Annotated in this window: 18 protein-coding genes; 16 read left to right on the plus strand and 2 right to left on the minus strand. The window is 53.9% G+C overall.

The window, feature by feature from the left end:
• Positions 1-22: 22 nt before the first annotated feature.
• The 8 genes from I2G69_RS01750 to I2G69_RS01785 all read left to right on the plus strand — a co-directional run bounded on the left by I2G69_RS01750 (position 23) and on the right by I2G69_RS01785 (position 9,247).
• Positions 23-1,342 carry a nucleotide sugar dehydrogenase gene (locus tag I2G69_RS01750; protein WP_087232983.1) on the plus strand — a complete coding sequence of 440 codons (1,320 nt, stop codon included), beginning with the start codon at positions 23-25 and terminating at the stop codon, positions 1,340-1,342.
• Positions 1,343-1,475: 133 nt separating this feature from the next.
• On the plus strand, positions 1,476-2,582 hold the full coding sequence (locus I2G69_RS01755) for a Gfo/Idh/MocA family protein (RefSeq protein ID WP_191362200.1): 1,107 nt from the start codon (positions 1,476-1,478) through the stop codon (positions 2,580-2,582).
• A gap of 3 nt (positions 2,583-2,585) precedes the next feature.
• Positions 2,586-3,668 carry a non-hydrolyzing UDP-N-acetylglucosamine 2-epimerase gene (wecB, locus tag I2G69_RS01760; protein WP_195560094.1) on the plus strand — a complete coding sequence of 361 codons (1,083 nt, stop codon included), beginning with the start codon at positions 2,586-2,588 and terminating at the stop codon, positions 3,666-3,668.
• Positions 3,669-3,675: 7 nt separating this feature from the next.
• The gene (locus I2G69_RS01765; RefSeq protein ID WP_195560095.1) at positions 3,676-4,923 is read left to right on the plus strand and encodes a glycosyltransferase family 4 protein; all 1,248 of its coding nucleotides are present in this window, start codon (positions 3,676-3,678) and stop codon (positions 4,921-4,923) included.
• A 245-nt stretch (positions 4,924-5,168) separates the two neighbouring features.
• A complete protein-coding gene (locus tag I2G69_RS01770; protein ID WP_087232994.1) occupies positions 5,169-5,576 on the plus strand; it encodes a Fur family transcriptional regulator in 408 nt (135 codons plus the stop codon).
• A 28-nt stretch (positions 5,577-5,604) separates the two neighbouring features.
• Positions 5,605-6,150 carry an NADH peroxidase gene (locus I2G69_RS01775; RefSeq protein WP_191362196.1) on the plus strand — a complete coding sequence of 182 codons (546 nt, stop codon included), beginning with the start codon at positions 5,605-5,607 and terminating at the stop codon, positions 6,148-6,150.
• A 245-nt stretch (positions 6,151-6,395) separates the two neighbouring features.
• Entirely contained in the window at positions 6,396-7,658 is a 1,263-nt protein-coding gene (locus I2G69_RS01780; RefSeq protein ID WP_195560096.1) for an NAD(P)/FAD-dependent oxidoreductase, read from the plus strand.
• 5 nt (positions 7,659-7,663) lie between these two features.
• Positions 7,664-9,247: an NAD(P)/FAD-dependent oxidoreductase gene (locus I2G69_RS01785; RefSeq protein ID WP_195560097.1), complete on the plus strand. Its 1,584-nt coding sequence runs from the start codon at positions 7,664-7,666 to the stop codon at positions 9,245-9,247.
• Positions 9,248-9,329: 82 nt separating this feature from the next.
• Here the strand turns inward: I2G69_RS01785 and I2G69_RS01790 are convergent, their stop codons facing one another.
• Positions 9,330-9,839 (minus strand): nitroreductase family protein, encoded by a 510-nt coding sequence (locus I2G69_RS01790; RefSeq protein ID WP_191362193.1) that lies wholly within the window; start codon positions 9,837-9,839, stop codon positions 9,330-9,332.
• A 200-nt stretch (positions 9,840-10,039) separates the two neighbouring features.
• Here I2G69_RS01790 and I2G69_RS01795 point away from each other — a divergent pair, with 200 nt between their 5' ends.
• Positions 10,040-10,978, plus strand: coding sequence for a polysaccharide deacetylase family protein (locus I2G69_RS01795; RefSeq protein ID WP_191362192.1), 939 nt, complete (start codon positions 10,040-10,042; stop codon positions 10,976-10,978).
• A 130-nt stretch (positions 10,979-11,108) separates the two neighbouring features.
• Here I2G69_RS01795 and I2G69_RS01800 read toward each other — a convergent pair whose 3' ends face one another.
• Entirely contained in the window at positions 11,109-12,236 is a 1,128-nt protein-coding gene (locus tag I2G69_RS01800) for a DUF3810 domain-containing protein (RefSeq protein ID WP_191362191.1), read from the minus strand.
• 316 nt (positions 12,237-12,552) lie between these two features.
• Between I2G69_RS01800 and I2G69_RS01805 the strand changes: the two genes are divergently transcribed.
• From I2G69_RS01805 to I2G69_RS01835, 7 genes are all read left to right on the plus strand, one after another.
• Positions 12,553-14,220: a Na/Pi cotransporter family protein gene (locus I2G69_RS01805; RefSeq protein WP_195560098.1), complete on the plus strand. Its 1,668-nt coding sequence runs from the start codon at positions 12,553-12,555 to the stop codon at positions 14,218-14,220.
• Between the two features lie 148 nt (positions 14,221-14,368).
• A complete protein-coding gene (locus tag I2G69_RS01810) occupies positions 14,369-14,860 on the plus strand; it encodes an LURP-one-related/scramblase family protein (protein WP_191362189.1) in 492 nt (163 codons plus the stop codon).
• Positions 14,861-14,997: 137 nt separating this feature from the next.
• A complete protein-coding gene (locus tag I2G69_RS01815; RefSeq protein ID WP_195560099.1) occupies positions 14,998-17,625 on the plus strand; it encodes a valine--tRNA ligase in 2,628 nt (875 codons plus the stop codon).
• Positions 17,626-17,832: 207 nt separating this feature from the next.
• A complete protein-coding gene (locus I2G69_RS01820) occupies positions 17,833-19,146 on the plus strand; it encodes a bifunctional folylpolyglutamate synthase/dihydrofolate synthase (protein WP_195560100.1) in 1,314 nt (437 codons plus the stop codon).
• A gap of 175 nt (positions 19,147-19,321) precedes the next feature.
• A complete protein-coding gene (locus tag I2G69_RS01825) occupies positions 19,322-19,657 on the plus strand; it encodes an STAS domain-containing protein (RefSeq protein WP_191395301.1) in 336 nt (111 codons plus the stop codon).
• Positions 19,641-20,084: an anti-sigma F factor gene (gene spoIIAB, locus I2G69_RS01830; RefSeq protein WP_279323426.1), complete on the plus strand. Its 444-nt coding sequence runs from the start codon at positions 19,641-19,643 to the stop codon at positions 20,082-20,084. The genes I2G69_RS01825 and spoIIAB overlap by 17 nt, the downstream gene beginning before the upstream one ends.
• Positions 20,077-20,727, plus strand: coding sequence for a sigma-70 family RNA polymerase sigma factor (locus tag I2G69_RS01835; RefSeq protein ID WP_087233038.1), 651 nt, complete (start codon positions 20,077-20,079; stop codon positions 20,725-20,727). The genes spoIIAB and I2G69_RS01835 overlap by 8 nt, the downstream gene beginning before the upstream one ends.
• Positions 20,728-20,762 lie beyond the last annotated feature (35 nt).

A 20,762-nucleotide genomic window follows, 5' to 3' on the forward strand; every position in this document is an offset into this window, starting at 1 on the left:
TAAAATAAGGTAGGTATGAAAGATGTCTGATGTAAAAAAGCAGCTGCTGGATAAAATTGCAAACAAGACCGCAGTGGTCGGTATTGTGGGCCTGGGCTATGTGGGCCTGCCTCTTGCGACGGAGTTCGCCAAGTCCGGCTACAAGACCATTGGCTTTGACGTACAAAGCAAGAAGGTAGATTTGGTCAATGCAGGACATAACTACATTGGAGACATCGTGGACGATGTTTTCAAAGAGGTTGTGGAGTCCGGGAAGCTTTCCGCCACATCCGATTTCGCGTTTATCAAAGATGTGGACGCGGTTGCCATCTGTGTTCCGACCCCGTTGGACAAGTACCAGCAGCCGGACATCAGCTATGTAAAGGGTTCCACCGAGTCTGTTGCAAAATATTTGCATCCGGGCATGGTGGTCATTTTGGAATCCACCACCTATCCCGGTACGACGGAAGAGCTCTTGAAGCCCATTTTGGAGGCCACCGGTTTGAAATGCACGGAGGACTTCTATCTGGCCTTCTCGCCGGAGCGCGTTGATCCCGGCAATAAGCAGTATAAGACGAAGAATACGCCGAAGGTCATCGGCGGCGTGGGACCGGATTCCACAGAGGTGGCGGCTACTTTGTACCGCAATGTCCTGGAGGGCGGCGTCTACGAGGTTTCTTCCCCGGCGGTAGCGGAGATGGAGAAACTGCTGGAGAATACCTACCGCAATATTAACATCGGCCTGGCCAATGAGATGGCGATCATCTGCAACCGCATGGGAATCAATGTCTGGGAAGTGATCGACGCGGCAAAGACAAAGCCGTACGGCTTCCAGGCGTTCTATCCGGGCCCGGGCCTCGGCGGGCACTGCATCCCGCTCGATCCGTTCTATCTGGCTTGGAAGGCGCGTGAATACGACTATCACACCCGTCTGATCGAGACGTCCGGTGAAATCAACACCGGCATGCCGGAGTATGTAGTGGATCGTGCGATGAAGGTCCTCAACAAGAATAAGATCGCCATGAACGGCGCAAAAGTGCTGGTCCTTGGCGTGGCTTATAAGTCGGACATCGACGACTATCGCGAGAGCCCGGCGCTGAATGTGATCGACCGCCTGAACGAGCAGGGCGCTGTTACGACGTTCTATGATCCGTATATCCCGGAGTATAAGCACAAGGGCGTTGTGCATACGGGCGCCAAGGAGCTCACGGACGATATGCTGAAAGCGGCGGACATCGTGATTATTTGCACCGCGCATGCGTGCTTCGATTACGACCGCATTCAGAAGTGCAGCAAGGAAATTTTTGACACCCGCAATGCGATGAAGGATGTGAAGGACCGCTCCAACATTGAGCTGCTGTAAGGTTTGACGATTGGCAAAATTCCCCCGTTTTCGCGACGGGGGAATTTTTTCCAACATGTGTTTAGAGGCTTTTAGAAGCGTTCTATGCAAAATTTCCGTTGTAACTACTGCGAATACGAGAGGATGGTATCAAATGAATAAACTTCGCTTTGCCCTCATCGGCTGCGGCCGTATTTCGAAAAATCATATTGTTGCTTCGGCTGAAAATAAAGACATCTGTGAATTGGTTGCCGTCTGCGACCCGGTGACGGAGCGCGCGGAACAGAAGGCAGCTCAGTACGAGGAATTGATGGGCGTGCGCCCTGCCGTCTATGCGGACTATAAAAAGATGCTGGAAGAGATGGAGATCGACTGCTGTGCGATTGCGACGGAGAGCGGATACCATGCGGAGATCGCCCTCTACTGCATCCAGCACGGAAAGCATGTGTTGGTGGAAAAGCCTATGGCGCTCTCCACCGCTGATGCAGAAAAGATGATCGCGGAGGCAAAGGCGCACAAGGTCACCTTGGGCGTATGCCATCAGAACCGCTTTAACGCACCGATCCAGCAGCTGCACAAGGCGTTGGAGGACGGCCGTTTTGGAAAGCTGGTCAACGGCACAGCGCGCATCCTTTGGAACCGCACAATGCCGTACTATGAGCAGGCCCCGTGGCGCGGTACCTGGGCGCAGGACGGCGGCACGCTGATGAACCAGTGCATTCACAACATCGATTTGCTCCAGTGGAGCCTCGGCGGGGAGCCGGATACGGTCATGGCGATGACCGGCAATTTCCTGCGCGACATCCAGGCGGAGGACTTCGGCGCGATCCTGATCCGCTTCAAGAACGGGGCGATCGGCATCGTGGAAGGGACCGCCTGCGTGTATCCGAAAAATTTGGAGGAAACGCTTTCCATCTTCGGTGGGACCGGCACGGCGGTCATCGGCGGCCTTGCGGTCAACCGCGTGCAGACTTGGAACTTTGAAACGCCTGCCCCGCAGGACGACGAAGTGGCAAAGATCAATGGCACGGACCCGAAGGACGTCTACGGCAGCGGCCATACGCCCCTGTACGCCAATTACATCCACGCCATTGAAAATGGGGTGGACCCGTTGGTGAGCGGCACGGAGGCAATCAAGGCGATGAAGATCATCCTGGCTGCCTATAAATCCCAAAAGACCGGCCAGCCGGTCAAATTCGACGATCTGGAGTTTTCCACGCTGGATATGCAGGATTCCGACGTGCGTTGGCACAGGGGGTAAACCATGAAAGTAATCACGGTAGTCGGCGCACGCCCGCAGTTTATCAAAGCGGCGGTGGTTTCGGAGGCCTTAAAGGGCGTGTGTGAAGAAAAGATCGTGCACACCGGCCAGCACTATGACGCCAACATGTCCGATGTGTTTTTCGAAGAGCTCGGAATCCCGAAGCCTGCTTACAATTTGGGTGTCGGTTCCGGCACACACGGCCACCAGACCGGCGAAATGCTGATGAAGATCGAAGACGTCCTGCTTGCGGAAAAGCCGGATGTGCTTTTGGTGTATGGCGACACCAATTCCACAATCGCGGGAGCGCTGGCGGCTTCTAAGCTGCACATCCCGGTGGCCCATGTGGAAGCGGGCTTGCGTTCGTACAACATGCGGATGCCGGAAGAGCAGAACCGCGTATTGACCGACCATATTTCCCACTGGCTGTTCTGCCCCACGCAGACCGCTGTGGACAATTTGAAAAAAGAGGGTATCGTGCAGGGGGTTCAGCTCACAGGAGACGTGATGTTGGATTCGGTGCTGCACTTCCTCGAGGTGGCGCGCCGCAACCCACAAAAGACAGCGATCTTTGAAGCGCTTGGCATTGCGCCCAAGCAGTACCGCCTGGCCACGCTGCACCGCGCAGAGACCACGGACGGCGGCCTGGAAGCGATTGTTCGCATTTTCCGGGCATTTGAGCAGCTTCCCCAGCGGGTGCTGATCCCGATCCATCCGCGCACACGCAAGCTGGCGGAACAGGCGATTGCCCAGGAAGGGTTCCACAACATTCAGCTGATCGACCCGGTCGGCTATTTGGAGATGCTCCTGTTGACCTCCAACGCCTGCCAGGTATTGACCGATTCCGGCGGCCTGCAAAAGGAAGCCTGGTTTATGGAGGTCCCGTGCATCACCCTGCGCAAGGAGACGGAATGGGTGGAGACGCTGGACGGAAACTGGAATGTGCTCGCAGATCTGACCACGGAGGATATTTTGCAAAAGGCGCTGCACACAGTGCCCGACCCAGCGGCGCGCGGGAAGCTGCCGTTTGGCGATGGGAAGGCCAGCCAGAAAATCGCAGAGGCATTGAAAAGAGAGACGGAGTGAGTTTCATTTGAATATCGTCTATATCAACCATTATGCCGGTTCCGATAAACACGGCATGGAATACCGGCCGTATTTTATGGCGAAGCGCTGGGTGGAGGCCGGGCACAATGTCACCATTGTGGCGAGTTCCTATTCCCATCTGCGCACGAAGAATCCCGATATGCGCGGGCAAGCGACCATGGAGGAGATGCACGACGGCATCCGGTATTTTTGGATTGCGGGGCCTTCCTACCAGGGGAACGGCTTGGGGCGCATAAAAAATATGCTCTCCTTCCTCCATGGGCTGAAAAAGTACCGCAAACAGATCGCGGCGCAGGGCAAGCCCGATGCGGTGATCGCATCCTCGACATATCCGCTGGATATTTATCCCGCCCGCAAGATCGCGAAGGAGTCCGGCGCCCTGCTGATCTACGAGGTGCACGACCTTTGGCCACTCAGCCCTATCGAGCTCGGCGGGATGAGCCCGCACCATCCCTATATTGTTCTGATGCAGATGGCGGAGAATTACTGCTATAAACATAGCGACTATGTGGTGTCCCTGCTGCCGTGCGCGGAAGGCCATATGAAGGAGCATGGCCTTGCCGGCGGAAAGTTTGTGTATATCCCCAACGGGATCGTAAAAGAGGATTGGGAGAAAGAGCCTGCCAATCCTCCGGTTTATGCGGACAAACTTGGACAGTACCACCGCGACGGTTGGTTCCTGATCGGCTATACCGGCGCCCACGGGATTGCCAATGGGTTGGACAGCTTTGTGGAGGCAGGGAAAGCTCTTCAAGGAAAGAAGATCAAACTCATCCTGGTGGGGCAGGGCCCGGAACGCGACCGCCTGATTCAGAAGGTCAAGGACCTCCACCTCGAAGAAAATGTAGAACTGTTGCCGGCGGTCAAGCGCGATGCAGTGCCGGAGCTTTTGGCGCAGTTTGACGCCCTGTATGTGGGATTGCAGCGGCAGCCGCTGTTCCGCTTTGGCGTGAGCCCCAACAAGCTTATGGACTATATGATGGCGGGGAAGCCGGTCATCTTTGCCATAGACGCGGGCAACGATATGGTGGCGGATGCTTCGTGCGGAATTTCCATTGAACCGGAAAACAGTGCGGCGATTGCAAAGGCGGCCATCCAGCTTGCGGAGACGCCGCAGGACCAGCTCCAGAAGATGGGGGCGCGGGGCAAAGCGTACATTTTGGAACACCACGAATACGGTGTTTTGGCAAAACAATTTTTGGACGTCTTCTCTTTGCCAAAGAGGGAGAAGTGAGTTTTATCCGAAGCAGGCAGGGCTTTCAGGCTTTCTGCCTGCTGTTTTGTCCTTGCAGGCATTTGTACAGGGAACGATACGGCGGTCTAGGTACAACGGGTCGTAATAGGAAAAAAATTGTAAAAATTTTAGAGCGCCCCTTTACAAATGGAAATCCTTGTGCTATGATTATATTCAGTAATAGGAATTGTTATCAATTATTAATCTGTTACATTCTGGCACAGAAGGAAGGTGCAGATGCCTCAATGGAGAAACGACAGAACTTTAGCCGGAAGCGGGAAGCAATTTTGATGACCATTCGCAACGCCAAAATTCATCCCACAGCGGAATGGGTCTATCAGCAATTGAAACCCCAGTATCCCGACTTGAGTCTGGGAACGGTCTATCGCAACATTGCGCAGTTCAAAAACGATGGGATTATCAATAGCGTTGGCGTGGTAAACGGCCAGGAACGCTTCGACGGCGATATACGGCCGCATACGCATTTTATCTGCACAAAGTGCGGTGCAGTCATTGATATTCCGGGGGAATTTGTTGGAGCCCGGATTGGCAAGCAAGTGGCTAAGGAAAATGGATTGTTTGTGGAAAGCTGTGAAGTGATTTTTCGCGGCACCTGTTCCGATTGCATGAAAAGACAAGAAAGTCTTTCCTAATATTTTAATTTGTATGGAGGAACCTATCATGAAAAAATTTGTGTGTTCTGTATGCGGTTATGTCTATGAAGGTGAGCAGGCTCCGGAGTTCTGCCCCCAGTGCAAAGCGCCGAGAGAGAAGTTCATCGAGAAGAAAGAGGGCGCTTCCTTTGCTTGCGAGCATGAGATCGGCGTTGCGCAGGGCGTAGACAAGGAAGTCTATGACGGCCTGGTAATGAACTTCAACGGCGAGTGCACCGAGGTTGGCATGTATCTGGCAATGAGCCGTCAGGCAGAGCGCGAAGGCTATCCGGAGGTTGCGGAAGCGTTCAAGAGATATGCATTCGAAGAGGCAGAGCATGCTGCGAAGTTCGCAGAGCTGCTCGGCGAAGTAGTTACCAACAGCACCAAGAAGAACGTCGAGATGCGTGCAGAGGCTGAGGCGGGCGCTTGCGAAGGCAAGCTGCAGATCGCAAAGCGCGCGAAGGAACTGGGCTACGATGCAATCCATGACACCGTTCATGAGATGGCTAAGGATGAGGCCCGCCATGGCGCTGGCTTCAATGGCCTGCTGAAGAGATACTTCGCGGACTAATTGTACATTTCTCTTTCTACATAGGGAATAAAAGGGGCGGAATGGCACTTGCTGTTCCGCTCTTTTTTTCTTTGCCCCGGGGCTATGGGGGCTCTCTCAAAAACGGGAGAAAAGGGTTGCCAGAGTGATCAAAGGTGGTTTATACTAAGATAGATTTGCGCCGTTTAAAGCAAAGCGACGGCGATGGTTCCCTGCGCCATGGGCGATGGAGCGCCATTCTTTCATAAAATAAGGGGGGACGCGATGTGGAAACGTATGATATAGCGGTACTCGGCGGTGGAGCCGCTGGGCTGATGGCCGCGGTTGCCAGTACAGAGGCAGGGCACAGCGGTTTGCGTGTCCTTGTATTGGAAGGGAATGCACGGGTCGGGAAGAAACTCTTGGCGACGGGCAATGGGCGTTGCAATTTGAGCAACCGCCATGTGGCCCCTGCGCATTACCACGGAGATACAGGACGCGCCGCTGCCCTGCTGAAGCGGTTTCCACCGGAAAAGGTGGCCGGGCAGTTTGCCTCCATGGGATTGCTCTGCCGGGAGTTGGAGGAAGGCCGTTTGTATCCCTATTCCCTCCAGGCGTCTTCTGTGTTGGAGATTTTGCGTCTCCATTTGGAGCGTCAAAGGGTGGAAGTCAAATGCGAACGTCTGGTTACGGGGATACACCGGGAGAAGGAAGGCTTCCTTCTTCAAACGGGAACAGGAGCTTATCGGGCCCGCAAGGTCATCTTTGCCACAGGTGGACTTGCCTATCCACAGCTTGGGGCGAATGCGAGCGGGTATCAGCTGTTGGAAAAGCTGGGGCACAGCATCGTCCCCCTGCGGCCAGCGTTGGTGCAGATCCGGACGGAACCGAAGCGCGCGAAGCCCTTAAAAGGGATGCGGAGCCATGCGGAGGCCACTTTGCTGGCCGATGGCACCCCCCTCCAAAAGACCAGCGGGGAAGTTCAGTTTACGGAACACGGCCTCTCCGGAATCTGCATTTTTGAGCTTTCCCGTTTGGCCGGGCAATGCTTGGAACAAAAGAATAAAAAAGTGGAGGTAGCTTTGGATCTGATGCCGGAGTATACGGAATCACAGATCGCTTCGCTGCTTTACCAGGCCGTCGAGCGCCTCCCCACGCTCCCTAGCGGTGACCTGTTGGGGGGAATGCTGAACCGGAACGTGGGGCGGGAGCTTTTGCGCGTTGCGCTCCCACAGCTCCCCAAAACAGCTGGACAGTTTTCCAAGGGACAGTTGGGGACTGTCAGCAGAACGGTGAAGAATTTCCGGTTCCCCGTGGTGGGGCTGCTGTCGTGGGACAGCGCACAGGTTACGGCCGGAGGGGTGCCGCTCGCAGAGGTCGATTGCCGGACGATGGAATCGCGAAAATGCAGGGGCGTTTACTTAACAGGGGAATTGCTGAATGTGGATGGAGATTGCGGCGGGTATAACCTCCACTGGGCGTGGAGCACGGGAATGGCCGCTGGGCGCGCTTGTGCGCGCTCTTTACTGAATGGAATGCCGGAGGAATAAAGACGATGGTCTATCGAATTGCAGATATTCATTTGCCGCTGGACGGGACGATGGAGGACCTGTCCAATCTCGCGGCGAAACGGCTGGGGGTGTCGCCGGGGGAAGTGCGGAATCTAAGGCTGTGCAGGAAGTCTGTGGATGCGCGCAAAAAGAGTGAGGTCCATTTTACGTGTACGGTGGAATGCGAGTGCAGCCGGGCGCGTATCCGGGGAGACCGCAAAATTACAGAAGCGGTTCCCTATCGCTATGAGCTGCCGGACAGCCGTCCGCTTCCCATGCGCCCCGTGGTGGTTGGATTTGGTCCGGCCGGTCTGTTTGCCGCGTTGATTTTGGCCCAGGCCGGGCAGCGCCCAATCGTGATCGAGCGCGGGGAGCCGGTGGAAAAACGGCAAAAAGCGGTGGAGCATTTTTGGAAGACGGGGGAGCTGCAGCCGCAGAGCAACGTGCAGTTTGGCGAAGGCGGCGCAGGGACTTTTTCCGACGGAAAGCTCAATACCGGGACAAAGGACCCGCGCGCCCGGAAGGTGCTGGAGGAATTGGCGCTGGCCGGGGCCCCGGAAGAGATTCTGTATATGGCGAAGCCGCATGTCGGGACGGACCGGCTGCCCCAGACGGTCAAAAATATCCGGGAAACCATCTGCAAACTGGGCGGCGAAGTGCGGTTTGCGTCGCAAATGACCGGACTGCTCTGCAAAGAAAATCAAGTGATAGGAGTGCGCATCCAGCCGGCCGAAGGCAATCCGTATGTGTTGGAAACCCATCATGTGGTGCTGGCGGTGGGGCACAGCGCCCGCGATACCTTTTCGATGTTGGAAGAGATGGGCATCCCCATGCAGCCCAAGCCGTTTTCCGTTGGGGCGCGAATTGAACATCCGCAGGAGCTGATCAACCGGGCGCAATACGGCCACTTTGCGCAGCATCCGGCTTTAGGAGCGGCCGATTACAAATTAGCGGTTCACCTTCCCAGCGGCCGGGGCGTGTATACGTTTTGCATGTGCCCAGGGGGCCAGGTGGTTGCAGCTGCCAGCGAAGAGGGCCGGTTGGTCACCAATGGAATGAGCAATTTTGCACGCGACGGGGAAAATGCCAATGCCGCGCTGCTCGTCGGGATCGGTCCAGAGGATTTCGGCTCGGATGGGCCGCTGGCAGGGGTAACCTTTCAGCGTAAATTGGAGGAGAAAGCATTCCGTTTAGGGGGTGGCGGGTATGCCGCGCCCGTACAGCGCGTGGAGGATTTTCTACAAAATAGGGCCTCCAAACGGCTGGGAGATGTCAAGCCCACGTACCGGCCAGGGGTGACGCCTTCTGCGCTGGACGGCTGCCTGCCGTCTGAGCTCACCGAGGCGATGAGGCAGGGAATTGTACAGATGGAGCGGTACTTGCATGGCTTTGCCTATCCGGATGCGCTCTTAACAGCAGTGGAGAGCCGCAGTTCCTCCCCGGTGCGCATTTTACGCGGGGAATCGCTGGAATCCCCCGTGGTGAAGGGGCTGTATCCATGCGGCGAGGGCGCCGGTTATGCGGGCGGCATTGTCTCCGCCGCGGTGGATGGAATCCGCTGTGCAGAAAAAATTTTAGAGCATTCCTAAAAGGTTTCTATAAAACAAAACGGCATTTGCTTTTGCGAATTCATACGCAGAAAAGCAAATGCCGTTTTCTTGTGTGGCGTTTCTAACGGACATAGGAGACGTCGTCTGTGCGGCGCGGCGCAGGGGCGTCGGCGTGCTCCTTTGGATAACCGAGCGTGATACAGCTATAGGGGATGTATCCCTCGGGCAATTTTAAGCGGGACTGGATGGCAGGGGTGCGCAACACATCGCGCACGCAGCCGATGAAGCACGTCCCCAAGCCGTAAGAATGCGCGGCCAGCATCAAGTTCATGATGGCGCAGCTGGTGTCCTCCGGGGCAAAGCGGGCGTCTGCCGGAGCGGAGAGAACAATCACAGTCGGCGCTCCATAGAAGGGGTCGTCTGTGGCGTCCTGCATGGCGGCACGGATATCGGCAAGAAGCGCCTTGTTTTGAATCACAGTGAAGTGACGGGCCTGACGGCCCATAGCGGACGGCGCATATTTCCCCGTTTTCAAAATGTCGGTCAGTTCCTCTTCGCTGACCTGTTCACTGCGGTAGGAACGGATGGAACGGCGTTCCATCAACGCTTCCACCGTATGGTTCAAGATCATGGCAAAACCCTCCTTTTTGATATTGTAACCATTATATTCTACCAGTTTTTGTTTCGCAAGGGTTTCTTCGTTAAGAACGAAAGGCTTTCTTGAGTGATATTTGTAACCAATATGACAAACCTTTAACTGCCCTTTTGTGGCAGATCTTGTTATAATGGGGGAGCGGAGGGATGAAAAACAAAGACAAGGGAGGTATTTGAATGAAACGAGCGAAATATGTTCGCAGAGGAAACGGTGGGAAGGTAGTTTCAATTTTGACAATTTTACTGCTTTTTGCCCTGTTTTCAGCGACTTGCTTTCCACTTTCTCGTGCGCTTCAAAAGGTGGATTCCCCATCGCTTTCTACCTTAGCAGGCCAGGTAGCGATAGAAGGGGCATTGTCCGCTAAACCGGAAATCGTCGCAGAAAGCGCTCCAGCTGTAGAAATCGCTCCTGAAAAACAAGCCTTACCGAATGATCCGTATCCGCTGCTGTATACCGAAAAGATTTCCCCAAAAGAAGACGATTCAAAAGAAAAAATCGCCTATCTGACCTTTGACGATGGGCCTTCCGATTTGACCATCCCCCTGTTGGATGTGCTGGATCGCTATCAGGTCAAAGCGACGTTTTTCCTGGTTGGAAAAACAGGCGAAGAGGATCGTAAAGCTATGCGCGAAATTGTGAAGCGCGGCCACGCCATTGCCGTACATAGTTATTCGCATGACTATCGGGAAATCTATGCTTCGGTCGATGCGTATTTAGCGGATTTTGCCAAGATGCACGACCTGATTTTGAAAGAAACCGGGGTGGATACCCCCCTCTATCGATTTGCTGGGGGAAGTATCAATTCCTACAACCGCGATACAGCAAAGGCGATTATTGAGGAAATGAACCGCCGGGGATATACCTATTTTGACTGGAACGTTGATTCCGGGGATGCGACCAGGGGGACGACCGCCCAGCAGATCTATCAGCACGCGGTAAATGATAGCAAGCAATTCCGCCGTCCGGTCATCCTGTTCCATAATACGGGCACGAAAAAGATGACGTTGGAACAGATCCCAGCGATCATTGAGGCGCTTCAGAAGGAAGGGTACCGGTTTGATGTACTGAAAGCGGATACACCACCAGTGCGGTTCCGAATCCCAGAAACGGCCTGAATAGAAAAGGAAAGCAACCTTCGGGAAGCAGAATGGAGAAATGGATTTCAGAGTTTAGGCAATGAAACAAAAACAGGCGCCTTCAGCGGAAAGTCTACCGCTGAAGGTGCCTGTTTCTTTTTGGGGAAAATCAGGATGTTTGCAGGGAAGTTGCCTCCTGTTTTGCCCGATGCTCAGCGAGAAGGAGATCGACCACACGCCCATAGCTTCTGACGCCATCCTGCTGCCGGTTGGCTTTTAAATAAGCATTGTTGACCTGGTTGGCCACTTCTGCGACTGGGCTTTCAAATTGATCCCAATAGGCGTTATTGGCGTTGAGATCCATGCGGACCCCTTCCCCTAAGGAAGCGGAAATCTCCTGCGCCGCCTGCGGATCTTCTGCAAAAAGCGCATTGAATACATAGATATAGGCCAGCATTTTCCCGGAGTATTGGAACTCCGCGCTTTCGCTATGTACACAGGCAAGGTAAGCGATAAAATTGGCCTCGTCTTCCCGCATGAAGCCGCTCAGATGGGCGAGCTCGTGGCACATCGTGGAGGGAATAGAGTAATCGGGAATGTCAATGTTGACATTGGCTTCAAAAGTAAAGGGAAAAAAGATGCCCGTAATCTGGCAAGCGGATAGGGCCCTGGAAAAAAAGACTGGTTTGGGGCCAAGGTAGGTGCCGTCGAGCAGGGGATAGTCGGCGGAAGCCGCCCGCATAGCGGAACGGGCTTGTTTCGCTGTGCCATTGACGGAAGCGTCAAGCGTTGTGATTCCATTTGCGTCGGTCTGCACCTGCTGGCGCAATGCAGTAACGTCGCCGGCCAACGACTGGCAGAGCTCCTGCAATTCCTCTTTCGAGGATGGTTGGATACGCAGGCCGGAGGTTTGCGCAAAGGTGTAGCGGCTGTAATTGATCCCACAACAGATGGTGAAAAGGAACGCCAGAAGGCTGATGGCGCAGAGCGCATTTCGAAAGAAGCGGCAGAGGGTTTCCCTGCGGCTTTCTCTATGTTTTCTCCATTGGATAAAGAAATAAATCAAATAGCCGAGGCAAACCGGAATGGCCGCAAGGACAAGCATCTCCCCAATGGAAGAATACGGAATGCAAAAGGAGAGAAGGTTTCCCCAGTGGGAGAGCCAGCGATAGGGACCGGTGGCATACCATTCTGCAAACGATGGAACGGCACGGGAAAACATAAGGAGCAGAAGGGAGAGAGGAAGAAACAATACAGGTATCCAAGGACGCAAGTTTGGCAGACGGAGCCGTTTCACGAAAAAAGCCTCCTATCCAAAAGGAATGTTTAGGACTGCATTCAAATGGTACCCTGGGGAAATATCACCAAGGGATTACCCTTCTATTTTAACATATTGTCGAAAAATGTACAAACTTTAAATATGCACATATTACTAAAATTTTATGAGTTACTTAGATGCAAGGAAATTTTTTCAAATTAGAGCCTATTTTTTCTAATTCGACATAAACACAGATGGATAATGTATTATCATTTTTAACATAAAGTTAACTTTGCTTTAACAAATAGCCAATAGAAATTAGTAACTAAATTTTAATGATTGGCAGGTTGCTGAAATGACAATTGAAAACTTCATGATGTTGCTTTGTGGACTGGGACTCTTTCTGTATGGCATGAAACTGATGGGCGATGGATTGGAATTGGCGGCCGGTTCCCGACTCAAGACGATGATCGAACGGCTGACAACCAACAAGTACATGGGGGCCCTGATCGGCTTTGCAGTAACCGCGGTGATCCAGAGCTCTTCCGCCACCACGGTCATGGTTGTGGGCTTCGTAAATGCCGGCTTGATGACTTTGGCGCAGGCGGTTGGCGTGATCATGGGCGCCAATATCGGCACGACGGTGACCGGCTTTATGATTGCCATCAAGCTCAACAGCCTCGCACCAATTGCGATTTTCTTGGGCGTTGTCATGATCATGTTCTGTAAAAAGAACAACCATAAGCACATCGGACAGATCGTCTGCGGCTTTGGCATCCTGTTCTATGGGATGACCGTAATGAGTACGGCAATGGAACCGCTGAGCGAATCGGAGTTCTTCCGGAATCTGTTTGTGCAGATGCAGAACCCGCTTTTGGGCCTGCTGATCGGTTTGGTGTTCACTGCATTGATTCAAAGCTCCTCTGCGTCCGTGGGCGTTTTGCAGGCGTTGGCTGCATCGGGGGCGATTGGCCTGGATTCCGCCATCTATGTGATCTATGGCCAGAACATCGGGACCTGCGTGACCGCGATCATGGCCAGTGCAGGTACAACGAAGACGGCAAAGCGTACCGCAACGGTACATCTGTTGTTCAACGTCATTGGCGCAACCCTCTTTACCTGCATCACCCTGTTGACACCGTTTACCAGCCTAATCAAGAGCATTTCGCCGAACAACGTGATGATGCAGATCTCGATTGTACATATTATCTTTAATATTGTGACGACATCCATTCTGTTGCCGCTGAGCAACTATTTGGTAAAGCTTGCTTGCAAAATTATCCCCGGGGAGGATCGCCAGAGGGAGAACCTCAGCCTCCAATACCTGGATCAGCGCATCCTTAACACGCCCCCCATTGCCGTAGCACAGGTACTTAAGGAAGTGGAACGCATGGGAAAATTGGCGCGAACCAACTTTTTAAACAGCATGGAAGCCCTCTTTTATAAGGACACGGAGAAGCTGGAAGAGGTCGGAGAGAATGAAAAGGTCTTAAACTTCCTCAACCAGAAGATTACGGAATATTTGGTCCAGATCAACGGATTGGAATTGCAAGACCCGGACCGGGAAGTGATCGGCGCCCTGTTCCATGTGGTGAGCGATTTTGAACGGATCGGGGATCACAGTACCAATATTGGCGAAATGGCACAGATCATCATCGACAATAAGGCGTCTTTGAGTGAAGCAGCGGCCAAGGAACTGAAACATATGCAGGATCTTGTGCTTACAGTTTTGGATGACTCCATACGCCTCTTTGAGGATGGAGGCCGAAACAAGGAGTTGGCGGACCAGGTCAACCGTATCGAACAGACCATCGACGACGAGACGGAGCGGCTCAAGGAAAACCACATCCAACGTCTCACCAATGGCACCTGTACGCCGCAGTCCGGCGCCATCTATAACGATATGCTGATGAACCTGGAACGTATTGCCGACCATTCGACCAATATCGCATTTTCCACAGAGCATATTGAGCATTTACCCGCAAAGGGGTTGTTGCCAACCCTTACCAATGTGACCGCATAAGGGATTGTATAAAAGCCGGGGACAAGCGTTCCCGGCTTTTCGTACTTTTCAAAGCGCGAATGGCATTTTCAGTTGCGATAAAAGCGTAAAAATGGTACAATACTATCCTAAGAAATCGGTAAAGTGAGACGCGAGAGGAGGCTGCGTTTTGAATTTGTATCTGAAACAGGATACGGAGGCAAATGCGGGCCTTTTTACGGTCTATGATACTTGCGGCCGAGTCTGCTATCGCCTTTCCGGGGATGCACAAACCCTTGGAGGAAAAATGTATCTGTACGACTCCAACGGTGTGGAGGCAGCGCGGGTCACCCATATGGGGCTGGCAGGCATTTCCCGCTATACCATCGTGGTGGCGGAGAAGGAACGCGCGCGGATCTTACAAAACCTGGCTTCTTTGAAGACGCCGTTCCGCATCCGCGGGATTTCTTGGAGGCTGCGCGGAGATATGGCCCTGCGCTCATTTGACGTGGTCGATGCGGAGGGCCGGGTGGTCATGTCGCACGGACGCTGTTGGGAGTCCAGCGGGGAATGTTTTGCACTGGAGATTGCGGAGGCGGAGAATGCCGTATTGTGCATCTGCATCGCCGCAGTGATCGACAGCAGTGCGCAGGCTGGCTCTGCTGTGGCCTTGCCGGTTTGAGATCTTTGCGCCCATTGACAAAATGGGGCGCAAATGGCATACTATAACATATATTTATTTGTAGCATCTTGTAAAAAACGCCGCCGCGCTCCTTGCTTCAGCGCCTGCGGCGATTGTGTTGATTAGGGGGAACATGCATGAGCAGGGAATTGGCAAAGACCTATGACCCGCAGGAAGTGGAGGATCGGATTTACGATTTCTGGCTGAACGGCGGTTATTTCCATGCAACGGTCGATCCGGAGAAAAAACCTTACACCATCGTCATCCCGCCGCCCAATATCACCGGCCAACTTCATATGGGACATGCGATGGATGAAACCCTTCAGGATATTCTGATTCGTTGGAGAAGAATGCAGGGGTATTCTGCGCTTTGGCTCCCCGGCACGGACCACGCCTCCATCGCGACAGAGGCCAAGATCGTGGAGGCGATGCGCCAGGAGGGACTCACCAAAGAGGACCTGGGGCGCGAGAAGTTCCTGGAACGCGCCTGGGCGTGGAAAGAGAAATACGGCGGCAGGATTGTAGAACAGCTCAAAAAGCTGGGCTCCTCCTGCGATTGGGAGCGCGAACGCTTCACCATGGACGAGGGCTGCAACAAGGCGGTTCGTGAGGTGTTTGTGCGGTTATATAATAAGGGCCTGATTTACCGTGGCGAGCGGATCATCAACTGGTGCCCGCATTGTAAGACCTCCATTTCCGACGCGGAGGTGGAATTCGCAGAGAAGGACGGCAATTTCTGGCACATCCGCTATCCGTTTAAGGACGGCAGTGGGTATTTGGAGCTGGCCACCACCCGACCGGAGACGATGCTGGGCGACACCGCCGTGGCGGTGCATCCGGACGACCCGCGCTATAAGGACATCGTTGGCAAGATGCTGATCCTCCCGTTGGTTGGCCGTGAGATCCCGGTGATTGCGGATACCTATGTCGAGCAGGACTTTGGGACCGGCGTGGTGAAGATCACCCCCGCACACGACCCGAACGACTTTGAAGTCGGCCTGCGCCACAATCTGGAAATCATCAATGTGATGAACGATGACGGCAGCATTAATGAAAACGGCGGGAAGTTTGCAGGAATGCCCGGCCTTGAGGCGCGCAAACAGATCGTCAAGGAGCTGGAAGAACAGGGCTTCCTGGTGCGTATCGAGCCGATCAAGCACAATGTCGGCAGTTGCTACCGCTGCCACACCGTGGTGGAGCCGCGCGTTTCGAAGCAGTGGTTTGTAAAGATGGAACCGCTGGCAAAGCCGGCAATCGAATGCGTCCGCGACGGACGTGTGCGCTTTATTCCGGAGCGCATGGAGAAGATCTATTTCAATTGGATGGAGAACATCAAGGATTGGTGCATTTCCCGCCAGCTCTGGTGGGGACACCGCATCCCGGCGTGGTACTGCGAGGATTGCGGGGAGACGATTGTCGCAATGGATGCGCCGCATACATGCCCCAAGTGCGGCTCCGGAAAGCTGCACCAGGATGAGGATACCCTGGATACTTGGTTCTCTTCCGCACTGTGGCCGTTCTCGACGCTCGGCTGGCCGGATCAGACAGAAGACCTCAAGTATTTCTATCCGACGGATACACTCGTGACGGGCTATGACATCATCTTCTTCTGGGTTGCCCGCATGATCTTCTCCGGTATGGAGCATATGGGCGAGCCACCCTTTAAGACGGTCTTTATCCACGGCCTGATCCGTGATGCCCAGGGGCGCAAGATGAGCAAATCGCTCGGCAACGGCATTGACCCGCTGGAAGTGATCGCACAGTATGGTGCGGATGCGCTGCGCTTTACGTTGGTGACGGGAAACAGCCCCGGGAACGACCTGCGTTTCTCGCAGGAGAAGGTGGAAGCCAGCCGGAATTTTGCGAATAAGATCTGGAACGCATCGCGTTTCATTCTGATGAATATCGATGGCCGCGATGTCCCCAACCAGCTGCCTGAAAAGCTGGCATTGGAAGACAAGTGGATTGTCAACCAGTTTAATCAGGTTGTCAAAGAAGTCACGGATAACCTTGAGCATTTTGAAATCGGCATTGCCGTACAGAAGCTGTACGATTTCCTCTGGGACGAGCTGTGCGACTGGTATATTGAGATTGCAAAGATCCGTTTGCAGTCCAGCGACGAGTCGGCCGCCCAAGCAGCGCGCCAGGTGCTGGTTTGGGTGATGACGGGAACGCTCCAGCTGTTGCATCCGTTTATGCCGTATATCACGGAGGAGATCTGGCAGTCGCTGCCGCATGAGGGCGAGTCCATTATGGTCTCCAAGTGGCCGGTCTATGAAGAAGCGCATTGCTTCCAGCAGGCCGCCTCCGATATGCAGGGCATTATGGATGTCATCCGCGCAGTGCGCAACCGCCGTTCGGAGATGAACGTGCCCCCGTCGAGAAAGACGCATCTGTACATTGCGACTGCGGCGGAAAAGGTGTTCCAGGAGGGCGCTCCGATCATCGAGCGTTTGGCCTTTGCCAACGGGGTGGAAATTGGACCCGCATTCGAGATCGAAGGCGCGGTGAACATTGTCACCAGCGGCGCGAAGGCATATATCCCGATGGACGAACTGGTGGATAAGAAAGCAGAGCTTGCCCGCTTGACGAAGGAATTGGAGTCGGCACAGAAGCAGTATGCGACGACACAGCAAAAGCTGAGCAACGAGAAATTCCTTTCGAAGGCCCCGGAGAACGTCGTGGAGGGCGTTCGCCAGAATGCAGCGAAATTGAAAGAGCACATCGCGTTGATTCAGTCCAGCATCGATGCGCTGTCGAAATAAGATTTTTGCAGGAAACGAGAGAGGCATGCTTTCCAAAGCGGAAGTATGCCTCTTTCTGCAATACTGCATGATAAGCAGGAAGGGAATGCCGCCGGAATCCGATGGCTTTCGACTGCGCTGGTTTGAGACCATTCGTTGTGGATGGAAAGGAATCGAAGGATATTTGGGCGTTTTCCTGAATTTTTTTGGAAGGAAAGTGGGGGTACAATGACCTATGAACAAACCTTGGAGAGGATTCACGCGTTTCCACGTTTTGGCGGTTCGCCCGGGGTGGAGCGCGTCCGGAAACTCTTGGCACAGCTGGGGAATCCCCAGGATCGTTTGAAATATATTCATGTGGCAGGTACAAACGGGAAGGGCTCCACCTGCGCGATGATTGCATCCGTATTGCAAAAAGCAGGATACCGGACGGGCCTTTTCACGTCCCCATTTCTCAGCGATTTTTGTGAGCGCATCCGAGTGGATGCTGAAAAAATCCCAAGGGAATCGCTTGTCGAGATTACAGAGGGGGTGCTTCCGGTTGCACAGGGCTTGATTGAAAACGGGGAAGCCCTCACGGAGTTTGACTTTACCACCGCACTTGGCTTCCTGTGGTTTGCACGCCAGCAATGCGATTTTGTCGTTTTGGAAGTGGGGCTGGGGGGGCGAAATGACGCGACAAATGTGATCGGAACGCCGCTGGTGTCCGTTATCACGTCCATCTCCCTGGACCACACCAGCGTACTGGGTGATACAGTGGAGCAGATCGCTGCGGAAAAAGCGGGGATTATCAAGCCGTATGGGGTGACGGTGGCTTATGGCGATCAATTGCCCGGCGCAATGGAGGTGATCCGGCGCGCAGCGATGAAGCAACATAACCGGCTTGTGGAGGCCGCGCCTTCCGTACTCTCGGTGGTTTCCAGCGGGCTGCATGGGACGGAACTGCGCTATGAGGGGCTCTCCTTGCACTTGCCCCTTTTGGGAGAATACCAGGTGAAAAATGCCGCCACCGCTTTGGCTGCCCTTTCGGTTGTACAGGAACACGGCTATTCGATCCCCGACCAAGCGCTCATGGAGGGTTTCGCTGCGGTCCGTTTCCCCGCCCGTATGGAACTGCTGAGCGAAAATCCTTTAGTTTTCCTGGACGGCGCCCACAATCCAGACGGAACGCATGCGCTTGCAGAGACACTTCGGAACCATTTGGCGGGGCGCTCCTTGGTGGGGCTGATCGGCATGTTGGCGGATAAGGATGTCCACACGGCGGCTGAAAATTTGGACGGGCTCTTCGAACAGGTGGTGACGGTCACACCCGACAATCCGCGCGCCATGCCCGCCGAAGAGCTGGCGGCCATCTGGCGTGTACGTGGGACGCCAGCATACCCTGTGGAGGGTGTATCCGCGGCTTTGGACAAGGCGCTTACCCTTTTAAAGGAAAACGGTGCGCTGGTGATTTGTGGTTCGCTGTTCCTCGCGGGAGAGATTCGCCCGATTGCCCGAAAGCGGTTGCGGGAAAAAGTCGGCTTGCCCGCAGATTTCGAGTAAAATTTTAGCAAAGACCCTTTATCTTTATAGATAAAGGGTCTTTTTGTATACCTACGAAGAAGAAGCATAGAACGCCTTTCTGAAAAAAGTTTTTCCTTCGTATAAAAAGGCAAAAAGTGGGAATCCTTTTTGAATGGTCCAAGATATCAAGAATGGATACATAGGAGGCAATCGAATGGGTGTCAGGCTGATTTTAAAAGACGGCTGTCTTACGGCTTTGCTCAGCGGGGAGATCGACCACCATGTGGCAAGGGAATTGCGGGAGGAGATCGATGGAACGGCAATGCGGACAAGGCCAAGCGTGTTAAAACTGGATTTTTCCGGTGTGCAATTTATGGACAGCTCCGGGATTGGATTGATTATGGGACGGTATAAATTGATGCAGACGTGGGGTGGCAACGTGACCATTGCCAATCTCCCGCCCAAATTGGAGAAGATCGTGTCCCTCTCCGGCCTGCGGGATCTCTGTAGCGTTGTAAAGGAGGTGAAGGAAGTTGAAGGCGAAGAATGAGATGCGCATTTCATTTCCAAGCAATTCCAACAATGAAGCATTTGGAAGGGCGGTTGTCGCCGCATTTGCCGCGCAATTGGACCCCACGATCGACGAGTTGAGCGACATCAAAACCGCTGTTTCGGAAGCGGTCACAAATTGCATTGTACATGCCTACCGGGATACGATTGGGATGATCTACATAACGGCAAAATACGATGGCCATGGAACCTTGCAGATCAAAATCCGCGACAAGGGGTGCGGCATTGCAGATGTGGAACAGGCTATGCAGCCGCTCTTTACTACGGCCGGGGAAGAACGCGCAGGTTTGGGCTTTGCTGTGATGGAGAGCTTTATGGACAAGCTTCGCGTCACTTCGAAACTGGGGTCTGGAACCACCGTCACCATGCAGAAGAACCTTGCGCGGCGTGTGATGAAGAATGGATAGGGATCAATCGATACAGGAAAACATTGGCTTAGTACATGCCTGCGCCAAACGGTTTAAGGGGCGCGGGATGGAGTATGACGACCTTTTCCAGGCGGGATGTTTAGGTCTGGTCAAAGCGGTGGACCATTTTGACGAGAGCCGCGGCCTCAAATTTTCCACGTATGCAGTGCCGGTTATCCTGGGCGAGATGCGCCGTCTTTTCCGGGACGGCGGCGCTGTAAAAGTGGGCCGCTCTCTGAAAGAGCTTTCCATTCGCGCCTCCCGAAAGGCGGCGGAATTTGCAGAAAAGGAGGGGCGTTCTCCGACCGTCGGAGAGCTTGCAGAGCTTTTAGGGGTGGAACCGGCGGAAGCGGCGCAAGCGCTCGGTGCAGCGCAGATGCCCCTCTCCTTGACCGCTTCCGAAGAGGATGGGGGCGGACAGATGGATATCAGCGTCGAGGGGGAGGATGAGAAGATCGCGGAGCTGCTCTCTTTGAAACAGGTGGTAAAGGAATTGCCTCCGCGCGACCAAAACATCATCTATTTCCGGTATTATAAGCATCGGACGCAGACCGAAACCGCGCAGGCGCTGGGAATGACGCAGGTGCAGGTCTCCCGGAGGGAAAAGGTGATTTTGCAGGAACTTCGAAGAAAATTGGTTTAGGGGACAGCATTTTCGTTTGAAACAGAAGAGGAGTG

Origin of the sequence: Anaeromassilibacillus sp. D41t1_190614_C2 (assembly GCF_015558525.1) — a bacterium.
GTDB lineage: Bacteria > Bacillota > Clostridia > Oscillospirales > Acutalibacteraceae > Anaeromassilibacillus > Anaeromassilibacillus stercoravium.